This is a genomic window from Pelagibacterium halotolerans (assembly GCF_044811015.1).
Taxonomy (GTDB): domain Bacteria; phylum Pseudomonadota; class Alphaproteobacteria; order Rhizobiales; family Devosiaceae; genus Pelagibacterium; species Pelagibacterium halotolerans_A.
In genome coordinates this window covers 3,431,903-3,444,387 of the sequence record NZ_CP085243.1, presented here as the reverse complement: position 1 = coordinate 3,444,387, position 12,485 = coordinate 3,431,903, and the positions used below count along the sequence as shown (strand labels likewise).

At 62.4% G+C, this 12,485-nt stretch carries 11 protein-coding genes; 6 read left to right on the top strand and 5 right to left on the bottom strand.

Going from position 1 to position 12,485, the window contains the following annotated elements; genetic code table 11:
• Window positions 1–56: 56 nt before the first annotated feature.
• Genes LG281_RS16580 through LG281_RS16570 form a run of 3 tightly spaced genes read right to left on the bottom strand, consistent with a single transcriptional unit; the run spans window position 57 to window position 3,612 of the window.
• The gene (locus LG281_RS16580; protein ID WP_404402654.1) at window positions 57–1,004 is read right to left on the bottom strand and encodes a substrate-binding domain-containing protein; all 948 of its coding nucleotides are present in this window, start codon (window positions 1,002–1,004) and stop codon (window positions 57–59) included.
• A 51-nt stretch (window positions 1,005–1,055) separates the two neighbouring features.
• Window positions 1,056–2,090: an ABC transporter permease gene (locus LG281_RS16575; RefSeq protein WP_404402652.1), complete on the bottom strand. Its 1,035-nt coding sequence runs from the start codon at window positions 2,088–2,090 to the stop codon at window positions 1,056–1,058.
• A complete protein-coding gene (locus LG281_RS16570; protein ID WP_404402650.1) occupies window positions 2,071–3,612 on the bottom strand; it encodes a sugar ABC transporter ATP-binding protein in 1,542 nt (513 codons plus the stop codon). The genes LG281_RS16575 and LG281_RS16570 overlap by 20 nt, the downstream gene beginning before the upstream one ends.
• Window positions 3,613–3,830: 218 nt before the next feature.
• Here LG281_RS16570 and LG281_RS16565 point away from each other — a divergent pair, with 218 nt between their 5' ends.
• A complete protein-coding gene (locus LG281_RS16565; RefSeq protein WP_404402648.1) occupies window positions 3,831–4,853 on the top strand; it encodes a LacI family DNA-binding transcriptional regulator in 1,023 nt (340 codons plus the stop codon).
• A 24-nt stretch (window positions 4,854–4,877) separates the two neighbouring features.
• Here the strand turns inward: LG281_RS16565 and LG281_RS16560 are convergent, their stop codons facing one another.
• Together LG281_RS16560 and LG281_RS16555 are read right to left on the bottom strand one after the other, a co-directional pair.
• The gene (locus tag LG281_RS16560; protein WP_404402646.1) at window positions 4,878–5,423 is read right to left on the bottom strand and encodes a GNAT family N-acetyltransferase; all 546 of its coding nucleotides are present in this window, start codon (window positions 5,421–5,423) and stop codon (window positions 4,878–4,880) included.
• A gap of 23 nt (window positions 5,424–5,446) precedes the next feature.
• Window positions 5,447–5,758, bottom strand: coding sequence for a hypothetical protein (locus tag LG281_RS16555; RefSeq protein WP_404402644.1), 312 nt, complete (start codon window positions 5,756–5,758; stop codon window positions 5,447–5,449).
• A 199-nt stretch (window positions 5,759–5,957) separates the two neighbouring features.
• Between LG281_RS16555 and LG281_RS16550 the strand changes: the two genes are divergently transcribed.
• The 5 genes from LG281_RS16550 (at window position 5,958) to ade (ending at window position 12,461) form a co-directional block, all read left to right on the top strand.
• Window positions 5,958–7,502, top strand: a complete 1,545-nt coding sequence (locus LG281_RS16550) for an ABC transporter ATP-binding protein (RefSeq protein WP_404406802.1) — start codon at window positions 5,958–5,960, stop codon at window positions 7,500–7,502.
• Window positions 7,499–8,590, top strand: coding sequence for an ABC transporter permease (locus LG281_RS16545; RefSeq protein ID WP_404402642.1), 1,092 nt, complete (start codon window positions 7,499–7,501; stop codon window positions 8,588–8,590). Before LG281_RS16550 ends, LG281_RS16545 begins: the two co-directional genes overlap by 4 nt.
• The gene (locus tag LG281_RS16540) at window positions 8,587–9,501 is read left to right on the top strand and encodes an ABC transporter permease (protein ID WP_404402640.1); all 915 of its coding nucleotides are present in this window, start codon (window positions 8,587–8,589) and stop codon (window positions 9,499–9,501) included. The genes LG281_RS16545 and LG281_RS16540 overlap by 4 nt, the downstream gene beginning before the upstream one ends.
• Window positions 9,502–9,558: 57 nt before the next feature.
• A complete protein-coding gene (locus tag LG281_RS16535; protein ID WP_404402638.1) occupies window positions 9,559–10,635 on the top strand; it encodes a BMP family ABC transporter substrate-binding protein in 1,077 nt (358 codons plus the stop codon).
• A gap of 113 nt (window positions 10,636–10,748) precedes the next feature.
• On the top strand, window positions 10,749–12,461 hold the full coding sequence (gene ade / locus LG281_RS16530; RefSeq protein WP_404402636.1) for an adenine deaminase: 1,713 nt from the start codon (window positions 10,749–10,751) through the stop codon (window positions 12,459–12,461).
• Window positions 12,462–12,485: the final 24 nt, after the last annotated feature.

Sequence of the window (12,485 nt, the reverse complement as noted above, 5' to 3'; positions counted from 1 at the left end):
CGAAAAGGCGGCCCGAAGGCCGCCTTTCCTTTTTGCGCTCTGGGGGAGATAACCGATCAGAACGGTGAATCCGGGAAATAGAAATCTTCCGCATTCTCGGGCGTAATCAGCGGCGCACCGAGAATGTACTCCCCGGAAACCGGACCGTTGGACGTGAAATGCGCAACCGTCACATCCATCGCCGTCGCGATCATTGCGGGCGGATAGAGAACGTCCACCGGAATGAGCTCCGAGCCATCCATCACCATCTGGATGACTTCCTTCATCCCCGCGCCGCCGACAATGAACATCTCATCCTCGCGGCCCGCCTGGCGCACGGCCTCGATCACGCCGAGCGCGATATCGTCATCCTGTGCCCAGACCCCGTCGATATCCGGGAAGCGCGACAGGAAGTCCTGCATCACCTCGAACCCGTCATCGCGGTTCCAGTTGGCGTATTCGTGGTCGAGCACATTGATGCCCGAGCCCTCGATGCCTTCCATAAAGGCATTGAAACGCTCGTCGTCGATCACCGTTGGAATGCCGCGCAGAATAACGATGTTGTCGCCATCCCCCAGCCGCGACAGGAAGTATTCGGCCGAAACCGCGCCGAGCGCCGTGTTGTTGCCCGCCACATAGACGTCCTCGATGCCCTCCTGCGAGAGCCCGCGGTCGACCACGGTCACGAACACGCCCTGCTCCTTGACGTTCCGCACCGGGCCGGTCAGCGGCTCGGATTCGAACGGCAGCACCACGAGCGCGTCGATATTGTGGATCGCCACGAGATCCTCGAGATCGTTGGCCTGCTGCGATGGCCCGTCTGCGGCCACCAGCACGATGTCGATCTCGGGATACTGTTCCTCAAGCCGCATTTCGGCCTGCTCGGCGTGCCAGTTGAGCCCGCCGGTCCAGCCATGCGTTGCCGCGGGAATGGAGACCCCGATGGTCACCTCTTGTGCCATTGCGGTGCCGGCAAGGGCGGTTGCCCCCAGCGCCGCGACGGCGAACGTCTTTAATATCTGCATGTGCTCCTCCTTGGTTGTTATGAACGGCCGGTCAGTGGACCGGCCCAATCGTCAGGCCGATGGCTTGCGCCTGAAGATATTGAGATGCCCCAGATTTCCGCGCTGGAGCCACACCGCGGCGATGATGATCACGCCTTGCACCGCGCCGTTGAGGTAATTCGAGATGATGTCCGTGAGATTGAGGATATTGCCGATCGTCGTGAGCATGATCGCACCAACCACCGTGCCCCCGATCCGCCCATAGCCGCCCTTGAGCATCGTCCCGCCGATAATCACCGCGGCAATCGCCTCGAGCTCCCACAGAACGCCCGTCGACGAGGACGCCGAGCCGAGCCGGGGCACGTAAATGATCGTCGCGACCGAAACGCAGAGCCCCTGGATCACGTAGGTGAGCGTCTTGACCCGGTCGACCTTGATCGCCGAATACCGCGCCACCGTCTCGTTCGACCCGATGGCCATGCAATAGCGCCCGAATGCCGTCCGGTTGAGCAACACCCACCCCACGATGGCAACCAGCGCGAAGACCAGCACCGGGATCGGCACGCCCAGCACCGCGTCGTAGTAAACCGGCCGATAGATATCGCGGATATCGAAATCGAGCGACAGCGTACCCCCGTCGGCGAAATACGTCACCAGCGAGCGATAAATCCCCATGGTCCCGAGCGTCACGATAAACGCCTCGATCTTGCCCTTGGTCGTCATGAAGCCATTGAGGAACCCCGCGGCAAGACCCAGCACCGCCGAAACCAGACACCCGAACAAAACCGTCTGCACCCCGACGCCCATCGTATCGATGGCCCCGTTCATGACGATAATCATGATCCCCGAGATCACCGCTGCCATCGACCCCACCGAAAGGTCGATGCCACCCGCAGTAATCACGAATGTTCCGCCCACCGCGATGATCCCGATAAAAGCCGAGCGCGTAAGCAGATTGGTAACGTTGCCCTCGGAGAGAAACGCCGGATTGAGAACGAAGCCGATCAAGCACAAAACGATCAGCGCCAAAAGCGGCCCCATCGTATGGTAGTCGATCGAAAACCGCCTTTTGGCGGGCTTCACGCCCTCATGCGCTTGCACGGTCATCTTCGCTTTCTCCCTTCAGTCCTGCGGCATAGCGCATGATTTCCCCTTCTGTGATTTCACTGCCCTCGAGGGTGCCCATCTTGCGCCCCTCCCGCATCACGACGACACGGTGCGACAACCCGATCACCTCCTGCATCTCCGAGGAGACGACGATGATCGACTTGCCCTCTTTCGCGAGCGCCGCGATGATGTGATAAATCTGCTGCTTGGTCCCCACATCGATCCCGCGCGTCGGCTCGTCGATGATGACGATCTCGGGCTCGGCCTCCATCGCCTTGCCCAGCATGAGTTTTTGCTGGTTTCCGCCCGAAAGCTGCCCGACCTTCACCGAAGCGTCCCGCGCGCGGATGTCGAACCGCCGCGTCGCCCGCTCCATGGCTTCGACTTCGCTCGCCTCGTTGAGAAACCCGCTCCGAAGATGCCGGCGAAGCGTCAGCAGTGTCAGGTTCGGCTGCAGGCCGACATTGAGCAGCAGCCCGCGCCCCTTGCGGTCCTTGGTCATATAAACCAGCCCCGCCTTCACCGCCTCGGCGATGGACGGGAAGGCGACCAGCTCGCCCTTGAGTGTCACCGTACCGCCCTCGCGCGGCGCAAGCCCGGCGACTGCCTCCATCACGGCCGTCCGCCCCGACCCGATCAACCCGGCAAAACCCAGAATCTCGCCTTTCCGCAAGGAAAAGCTGACATTGCGTACCCCGGGAGCGACGAGATTCCGGACATCGAGCACCACCGGAGCGTCGACATCGGGCTCAGTCTTTGGCGGATAGAGATTGGAAAGCTCACGCCCTACCATCATCTCGGCGATTGAATCCGGCGTCAGATCACGTGTCTCGACGGTCGCGATCAATTGCCCGTCGCGCAGCACCGTCACACGATCCGAAATCGCCATCACTTCGCCGAGTTTATGGGAGACGAAAACGATGGCGACGCCCTTGGCCTTCAAACGCGCGACCTGTTCGAAAAACGAGTCGATCTCCGCACCCGAAAGCACCGCTGTGGGCTCATCCATAATGAGAACCCGCGCGTCCCGGCTGATTGCCTTGGCGATCTCCACCATCTGTTTGTCGGCCACTGAAAGCGTGTTGATCCGCGCGTTGACGTCGATATGAACGTGCAGCGCATCGAGGATACGGCGCGCTTCGGCTTGCATGTCGGACCGCCGCAAAAACCCGAACCGCTTCCACTCACGCCCGAGGAAGATGCTCTCGGCCACCGTCAAGTGCTCGGCAAGGTTCAGTTCCTGATGGATGACGACGATCCCCAGCGCCTCGGCTTCTCCATTGCCGGGCAACCGGGTCGGCGTGCCGTCGAGCATCACGGTGCCCGATGTCGGCTCTTCGAGCCCCGAAAGAATTTTGATGAGTGTGGATTTACCCGCGCCATTCTCACCGATCAGCGCGTGAACTTCGCCTTCGCGAATATCGAAGTCGACAGAGAACAGCACAGGCACCTCGCCGAAGCTTTTGGATACCCGGCTGGCAGCCAGAATCGGCGCTGCATCCTGCGCGCTGGCATCGGCCATAACGCAAATCCTCCCCCTGAACCCGGCCCGGTATATTTGCCTGAGCCGTTCACATTTGAGCCGGTGTAAACCTTTTCATTCGTCATGTAAAGGTTTACACAATGGGCAATGTGTATAAATCATGGATCCGGGACTGGCGCCGCGCGCAGGAATGGGAATGATCCCGTTCCCGGCCAACCGGCCAGTATGAGGAACCGAGCCGGGGCTATGGGGGTGCATTGAGCGCGGTCAAACCAGCAACGATCGAAGATGTGGCGCTGATCGCCGGCGTCTCCATCGCCACGGTCTCGCGCGCGCTCAACGAGCCGGGCAAGGTCGCCGATTCCACACGCCGCAAGGTCATCGAGGCCGTAGCACAGACCGGTTACACGACCAACGCGATGGCCCGGAACTTGCGCATGCGCAAGTCCAACATGATCCTCATCCTTGCCCCTGACGTCGGCGACCCGAACTTCTCCAACATCCTCATCGGCCTTGAAACCGAAGCCAGCAAGCGCGGTTACGGCGTCCTGATTGGCAACACCCAGAACGACCCCGCCCGCGAAACCGATTATCTGCGCTTTCTCAGCTCCAACCAGGCCGATGGCATCATTCTTTTGACCGGGCACCTGCCCTTCGGCCTCGCCCAGGCCGGACCCAATGTCAGGCTCCCGCCCATGGTCGCGGTCAACGAACCTGTCCCCAATGCCACCATCCCGTTTGTCGGCGTGGACAATATCGAAGGCGCGCGCACGGCCACCGATCACTTGATCTCTCAGGGCCATACCCGCATCGCCTTCATCGGCCAATCGACCCGCAGCGCCGTCGCCTCCTATCGCGAGGAAGGCTATCGCCGCGCGATGACCGGCGCCGGGCTCTTCGTCGACCCACGCTTCGTTCTCGAAGCCGACGGCACCACCGAAAGCGGTCGCGGCGCAACCGAACGCATGTTTGTCCGCGACCAGCTCCCCACCGCCTTTTTCTGCGTAAACGACGCTACCGCATTGGGCGTCATCATCGCCCTGACCGCTCGCGGCTACGCACTCCCGCAAGATTTCTCCGTCATGGGTTTCGACGACATCTCCTACGCGAGCTTCGTCACTCCCTCGCTCACCACCATGAAGCAGCCCCGCCTGCAGATCGGCGAGGCGAGCATGGAATTGCTATTGGCCATGCTTGAGGGGGAAGACGTCGAAAAGCGCGAAATCCTGCTGCGCGCCGAACTGATCCTGCGCAATTCCGTTGCGCTGCACAGACGCTAACCCGTCGCTCGGTTTCAAGCAGCCTCAAAGCGCAAGGCGCATTACATGCCGGCGCTTGCCGACCCGCCCCAACTCCTTGAAGCCTGCCGAGTTGAACAGGCCTAGAAACCCCATGTGCCGATAGCTCGGCGACTCTGGATCGACCGGATAGGCTTCAACCACAGCGGCGCCGTTCTCTCGCGCATAGGCGATGGCCGCATCGAGCAGTTGCCGGGAATAGCCTTTACCGCGATACGCACGCATTATGAAAAAGCAGGTGATGGACCATATCGCCGTATCCGGTGGATCATCCTCCGGGCCGCCCAACCCGCGAAACGTCTCGCGCGGCGCGATGGAGCACCACGCCACCGGCTCGCCTTCGAGCAAACCGACGATCCCGATGGGTATACCATTTTTGACGCGGGCCTTGATCATGGACCGACGTACAACGCCACCGCCCGCCTTGACCTCCTCGGCAGATGCGCGCCATGCCATACACCAGCAATATTTCGGCCCGCCACGGGATTGGAACAGCCGCTCGAAATCGTCCCAGCTTTCGGCGTCGATTGCCTTGATCCTGAGCGCTTCCATCCTGCCTAGCCCCCAAGCTCGGCCTATCCTTCAGCCGGTACGTTCTGCGGCGCCGCCTCGATCGCCGGCGGCGCGTCGGCGGGCGGCACGACCTCTTCCTGACCTTCGGGCACCGGTAACGGCGCCTGTTCGGTTTCGGGAACGCCCGCTTCCGCCGCTTGGCCGGTATCGGTCGTCGTCGCCGTCTCGTCGTAAGTCGCCGAACTCCACCACACGCCCAGCGCGAACCCGATGGCAAGGACCACCATACTGAGAATGAGCACGCGCAGATTCATCAAACGGCGATCGCCCTGACGGACTTGCGTGGTTGTGAGATGGGGTTCTTTGTCGGCCATGGATATCGGCTTTCGCAATGCGCGCTGACCTGCCATATAGCCAACGGCCCGCCGCCACATGCGTTCCACATTGCCACCAAAACATGCACACCCCCAGGCTGGCCAAAAAACCGTCAATTGACTGTGCAACCGGCTTGCACGCTGGGGACCAAGTCGACATAGTGCGATTTGTCCAATTGGTCTAAATTTTCGGCGCATGATGAACGCACCAGCCCCTGAAACGCTGCTTTCCCTTAGGGGGCTGACCAAGACTTTCGGCACCTTCAAGGCCAACGATGCCGTCGATCTCGACATCCGCCCCGGGGAAATCCACGCGCTTTTGGGCGAGAATGGCGCCGGCAAATCCACCCTTGTCAAAATGCTCTATGGCGCGCTTCAGCCGGACGCCGGCACGATCCATTGGCGCGGCGAAGAAGTTACCGTCCCCAACCCGGCCTTCGCCCGGCATCTGGGCATCGGCATGGTTTTCCAGCATTTTTCGCTCTTTGAAGCGCTCACGGTCGCTGAAAACATCGCCGCCGCGCTCCCCGGCGACATCCCGCTCAAAAAGATCGCCGCCGACCTCGAGCGCGTCTCGAAAGAATATGGCTTGCCCTTGAAGGCCAATGCCCGCGTTTACGACCTCTCGGTCGGGGAGCGCCAGCGCATCGAGATCGTCCGCTGCCTCCTCCAGCAGCCCGATCTCATCATCATGGACGAGCCGACATCCGTGCTCACCCCGCAGGAGGTCGACCAGCTCTTCAAGGTCCTCCGCCAGCTCTCCGCCGAAGGCAAGGCGATACTCTATATTTCCCACAAGCTCGAGGAAGTTCGCGCCCTCTGCGAGCGCGCCACGATCCTGCGCCACGGCAAGCGCGTCGCCGATTGCATCCCGAACGCCGAAACCGCCGCTTCGATCGCCCGCATGATGGTCGGTGCCGACATCCACGAAGTCCGCCCGGCCAAACACGATGTCGACCGCACAACACCGCTCCTGCGCCTCGACGGCGTCACCATGGACGCCCGCGACACCTTCGGCACCGCCCTCAAGGACGTCACGCTCGAACTCTACGCCGGCGAGATCGCGGGCATTGCCGGGATCGCTGGCAACGGCCAAACCGAACTTTTCGACGTCATCTCCGGCGAGCGCCTCGCTGGCCGTCCCGAGCAGGTGATGCTCCTGGGCCGTCCCGTCGGCCATACCGACATCTCCGGACGCCGCGCCATGGGCGCTGTCTTCATTTCCGAAGAGCGCCTCGGCCACGCCACGGTCCCGACCCTCACGCTCTCGGAAAACGTCATCCTCACGCGCTACCGGGTCAACGCCGGCCTCAAATCCGGCCCCTTCCTCAACCGCGGCAAAGCCAGATCCCTTCTCGAAACCATCACCACTACCCTTGACGTCCGCAAAAGCGCGCCCGATCCCGCCGCGCAGGCGCTCTCGGGTGGCAATCTCCAGAAATTCATCGTCGGCCGCGAGGTGCTCGAAGACCCCAAGGTGATCGTCGTCAACCAGCCCACCTGGGGTGTCGACGCGGGTTCAGCCGCCCGGATCCGCCAGACGCTGATCGACCTTGCGGAGAACGGCGCCGCAGTCCTCGTGATCAGCCAGGACCTCGACGAGCTCTTCGAATTCACCGACCGCCTCGCCGCCATCGCCGAGGGCCGGCTTTCCGAATTCGAGCCCGTCGCCAAGACCAACCGCAACGCCATCGGCCTTAAAATGTCCGGCATCTTCGCCGGCGACGAGGAGGCAGCGCAATGAGAATCGAACTCATCAAACGGGGCACGCCCTCGGCGGCCATGCGCTACCTCTCCCCCGTGATCGGCCTCACCCTCGCAGTTATCACCGGGGCCATTATGTTCGCTATAATGGGCAAGGACCCCGCCACCGCGCTCTACGTCTATTTCATCGAGCCGCTGACCGAGGCCTGGTCGGTCCACGAGCTCCTGATCAAGGCCGCGCCCCTGATCCTCATGGGTGCGGGCTTATCTGTCTGTTATCTCTCGAACAATTGGAATATCGGCGCCGAGGGCCAGTTCATCGTCGGCGCGCTCGCGGGCTCCATTTTCCCGGTGCTTTTCACCGATTTCGACAGTGTCATCGTACTCCCCAGCATGGTCATCTTCGCGATGCTCGGCGGCGCCCTTTACGCGGGCATTCCGGCGCTCCTCAAAGCGAAGTTCAACACCAACGAAATCCTCACCAGTTTGATGCTCGTCTATGTGGCCGAAAGGCTTCTGGACTGGCTGGTGCGCGGGCCCTGGCGCAACCCCGGCGGCATGAATTTCCCCGAGTCTGTCCGCTTCCCCGAATTCGCCCGCATCCCCCAGCTCATACCCGCCGATGGCCGCGCCAACTGGGGATTCATCGCTTCTGTCATTGTCGCCATCGCAATCTGGGTCATGCTAAGCCGCACGCTCAAGGGCTTTGAGGTGAAAGTCATCGGCACAAGCCCCCGCGCCGGCCGCTTCGCGGGCTTTTCCGCAACCAACATGATCTTCTTTTCTTTCATGCTCGCGGGCGCCTGCGCTGGCCTCGCCGGCATCATCGAAGTCGCTGGCGCATCAGGACAATTGCGCCCGATCATCTCTCCCGGCTACGGCTTCACGGCCATCATCGTGGCCTTCCTGGGCCGCCTCAACCCCATCGGCGCCATCATCGCCGGCCTCGTGCTCGCCCTCACCTATCTGGGCGGCGAGGCCGCACAGATCTCCCTCCAGATCTCCGACAAGGCCACCCGCGTCTTCCAGGGCGCATTGCTGCTCTACGTCCTCGCCTGCGACACGCTCATCCTCTACCGCATCCGCCTCGCGCGAACCCCGCGCGCAACGATGGAGCCGGCAGAATGATCGAAGCGATCCTCCTCACCATCATCACAGCGTCCACCCCGCTGCTCCTCGCCGCCATCGGCGAACTCGTCGTCGAACGCTCCGGCGTCCTCAATCTCGGCGTCGAAGGCATGATGGTCATGGGCGCTGTCGGCGGTTTCCTCGGCATGCTCTGGACCGGCAATCCCTTCATTGGCGCCATCGTCGGCATCCTCTTCGGCATGGCCCTCTCGGCGCTGTTCGGCTTCCTGGTTCTCTCGCTGGCGACCAACCAGTATGCCACCGGCCTTGCCCTCACCATACTCGGCCTGGGCCTTTCCGGTCTCCTCGGCGAAGCCTATGTCGGCCGCTCCGCCATCCGCATGCCCACGCTCGACATTCCCATCCTCACCGACCTGCCCATCATCGGCAGGCTGGTCTTCGGCCAGGATCTCATCTTCTATGTCTCGATTGCGCTCGTTATCGGCGTCGCCTGGTTCCTCTTTGCCACCAAACAGGGCCTGACGCTCCGCGCCATCGGCGACAACCATGCTTCCGCCCACGCGCTCGGCATCAAGGTCATCCGCTACCGCTATCTCGCTGTCCTCTTCGGTGGCGGATGCGCGGGCCTCGCGGGCGCCTATCTCTCGCTCGTCTACACCCCGCAATGGGCCGAGAACATGACCGCCGGCCGCGGCTGGATTGCGCTCGCACTGGTCGTCTTCGCCTCATGGCGCCCTGCACGTGTGCTCGCGGGTGCGTATCTTTTCGGCGCGGTTTCGATTGGACAATTGCACGCCCAGGCGCTGGGCATTGCAATCCCGTCGCAGCTCCTCACCGCGCTCCCCTATCTGGCCACCATCGTCGTTCTCGTGATTATCTCGCAGAACCGGCGCCTGACCATGATCAACACCCCGGCCTCGCTGGGCAAAAGCTTCGTGCCGGACCGCTAGCGCGAAGCCCATAACAATCGGCGGACTAACCCCGCCGCCATGAAAGGAAGGACCATCATGAAGACAACACTCCTCACAACCCTCGCCACGGCCACCGCGCTGTCGCTCACCATGACCCCTGCCGCCTTCGCGCAGCAGGACACCGCCGAAGCCTGCTTCGTCTATGTCGGCTCGGCCACTGACGGCGGCTGGAGCCAGGCCCACGATATGGCCCGCCAGGCGGTCGACGAGCACTTCGGCGACGCGGTCACCACCCGCTATGTGGAATCCGTGCCCGAAGCCAACTCCGAAGGCACCATCGAGCGCCTTGCGCGCTCGGGCTGCGACATCATCTTCACCACCTCCTTCGGCTTCATGGATCCCACCATCGCCGTCGCCGAACGCTTTCCGGATGTGAAGTTCGAGCACGCAACGGGCTACAAGACTGCTGAGAACGTCTCGGTCTACAATTCCCGCTTCTATCAGGGCCGCTACATCCAGGGTCAGATCGCCGCTTCGGTCTCCGAAACCGGCACGGCGGGCTATATCGCCTCGTTCCCGATCCCCGAAGTCGTCCAGGGCATCAATGCCTTCCTCTTGGGCGCACAATCGGTCGATCCGGAGTTCTCTCTCAAGGTCGTGTGGGTCAACTCCTGGTACGATCCGGGCGCTGAAGCCGACGCCGCCAAGGTGCTGATCGACCAGGGCGTCGACGTCATCACCCAGCACACCGATTCCACCGCACCGGTGCAGGAAGCTGAAGCCCGCGGCATCAAAGCCTTCGGCCAGGCGTCCGACATGATCGAAGCCGGCCCGAATGCACAGCTCACCGCCATCATGGACACCTGGGCGCCCTACTATATCGAGCGCGTACAGGCTGTTCTCGATGGTACCTGGGAATCCGAGAGCAACTGGGACGGCCTTGCCGAGGGCATCCTGACCATGGCGCCGTACACCAACATGCCCGACGAAGTCGCGGCCATGGCCGAGGAAACCGAGGCAGCCATCAAATCCGGCGAACTCGTCGTCTTCACGGGCCCGATCAACAAGCAGGACGGCAGCGTCTGGCTCGAAGACGGCGAAGTTGCCGACGACGGCACCCTGCTCGGCCTCAACTTCTACGTCGAAGGCGTGGACGACCAGCTTCCGCAGTAAGCGCGGAGCATCCCGAATGAGAAAGCGGCGGCAGCGATGCCGCCGCTTTTTCTGTCCTTGACGGCCCCGCTGAGCCCGGCAAACTGAATAACCGACAAAAACAAGGTGAACCCATGATCACAGCCGCGCAGCTCGAAACGATGATCAAAGCCGGACGCGGGCTGGCACCCGCCGACATCGTCATCAAGAACGTGCGGCTTCTCGACGTCATCACCGGCGCCATCACGCCGACCGACATCGCCATTGTCGGTGACCGAATCGTCGGCACCCACGCCGAATACAACGGCAAGACCGAGATCGACGGCTGCGGCCGTTTCGCCGTTCCGGGCTTCATCGATACGCACCTGCATATCGAATCCTCGCTCGTCACCCCCTTCGAATTCGACCGCTGCGTCCTCCCCCATGGCGTCACCACCGTCATCTGCGACCCACACGAGATCGCCAACGTCTTGGGCGCCGAAGGCATCCGCTATTTCCTCGATTGTGCCGAGCGCACCATCATGGACGTGAGGGTCAATCTCTCCTCCTGCGTCCCCGCCACCCCTTTCGAAACCGCCGGCGCCACGCTCGAAATCGAAGACCTTCTGCCCTTCCGCGATCACCCCAAGGTCATCGGTCTCGCGGAGATGATGAATTTCCCCGGCGTCCTCAACGGCGATCCGGGCATTCTCAAAAAGCTCGAAGCCTTCCAGGACGGACACATGGACGGTCATGCACCGCTCCTTTTGGGCAAGAACCTCAACGGCTACCTCGCCACGGGCATCCGCACCGACCACGAAGCCACCAGCGCCGCCGAGGCCCGCGAGAAACTCGCCAAGGGCATGGCGATCCTCATCCGCGAGGGTTCGGTCTCCAAAGACCTCGACGCCCTCGCCGAAATTCTGGACGAAAACACATCCGCCTATGTCGCGCTCTGCACCGACGACCGCAATCCGCTCGATATCCACGAAGAAGGCCACCTCGACTCTTCGATCCGGCGCCTCATCGCCCATGGCCGTCCGCTCCACCACGTCTACCGCGCCGCCTCCCATTCGGCGGCCCGCATTTTCGGGCTCAAGGACCGCGGCCTGCTCGCATCGGGCTGGCGTGCCGATATCGCACTGCTCGACGACCTCGAAACCTGCGCAGTTTCCGACGTCCTAACCGCCGGCAGGCTCGTTACGCCTGAAATCTGGGATACGCGCACTCCTGTCGAGCCCGTCGGCATGACATCCATGAAGGCAAGGCCCGTCGATCCGGAAGCCTTCATCACCCAGCCCGACCCCAATCGCAACGAGGTCCCCGTAATCGGCGTCAAACCCGGCCTCATCCTCACGTTCCGCGAGAGCGCGAGCCTCGAAACCGGAGAGTTGGGCCTCAGACCCGATACCGATGCAGACGTCATCAAGGTCGCTGTCGTCGAGCGCCACGGCATCAACGGCAATATCGGCCGCAGCTTCGTCAAGGGTTTCGGCCTCAAGCGCGGCGCCATCGCCTCTTCGGTCGGGCACGACAGCCACAACATCACGGTCGTTGGGGTCACCGATGACGACATGGCGCTCGCGGTCAATCGCCTCATCGAGATCGGCGGCGGCTTCGCGGTCGCCGACGAGGGTGAAATCCTGGCCGACCTCGCCCTGCCGCTTGCCGGTCTGATGAGCCTCGACCCTTTTGAGCGCGTCACCGAGCACCTCGAACACCTGCGCGAGGCTGCAAGAGCCATCGGGTGCGCACTCCCCGAACCGTTTCTCCAGGTCGCCTTCCTTGCCTTGCCGGTCATCCCCCACCTCAAAATGACCGACAAGGGCCTGTTCGACGTCGATAAGTTCGATTTCGTCGGCCCTTGATTTGCCACGTCTGTCGACTACGTG

Excerpts from the sequence above, each read along its gene's own strand:
- ade (WP_404402636.1), top strand. The coding sequence starts at position 10,749 with ATGATCACAGCCGCGCAGCTCGAAACGATGATCAAAGCCGGACGCGGG.
- LG281_RS16555 (WP_404402644.1), bottom strand. The coding sequence starts at position 5,758 with ATGGCCGACAAAGAACCCCATCTCACAACCACGCAAGTCCGTCAGGGC.
- LG281_RS16545 (WP_404402642.1), top strand. The coding sequence starts at position 7,499 with ATGAGAATCGAACTCATCAAACGGGGCACGCCCTCGGCGGCCATGCGC.
- LG281_RS16560 (WP_404402646.1), bottom strand. The coding sequence starts at position 5,423 with ATGGAAGCGCTCAGGATCAAGGCAATCGACGCCGAAAGCTGGGACGAT.
- LG281_RS16570 (WP_404402650.1), bottom strand. The coding sequence starts at position 3,612 with ATGGCCGATGCCAGCGCGCAGGATGCAGCGCCGATTCTGGCTGCCAGC.
- LG281_RS16540 (WP_404402640.1), top strand. The coding sequence starts at position 8,587 with ATGATCGAAGCGATCCTCCTCACCATCATCACAGCGTCCACCCCGCTG.
- LG281_RS16550 (WP_404406802.1), top strand. The coding sequence starts at position 5,958 with ATGAACGCACCAGCCCCTGAAACGCTGCTTTCCCTTAGGGGGCTGACC.
- LG281_RS16580 (WP_404402654.1), bottom strand. The coding sequence starts at position 1,004 with ATGCAGATATTAAAGACGTTCGCCGTCGCGGCGCTGGGGGCAACCGCC.
- LG281_RS16575 (WP_404402652.1), bottom strand. The coding sequence starts at position 2,090 with ATGACCGTGCAAGCGCATGAGGGCGTGAAGCCCGCCAAAAGGCGGTTT.
- LG281_RS16535 (WP_404402638.1), top strand. The coding sequence starts at position 9,559 with ATGAAGACAACACTCCTCACAACCCTCGCCACGGCCACCGCGCTGTCG.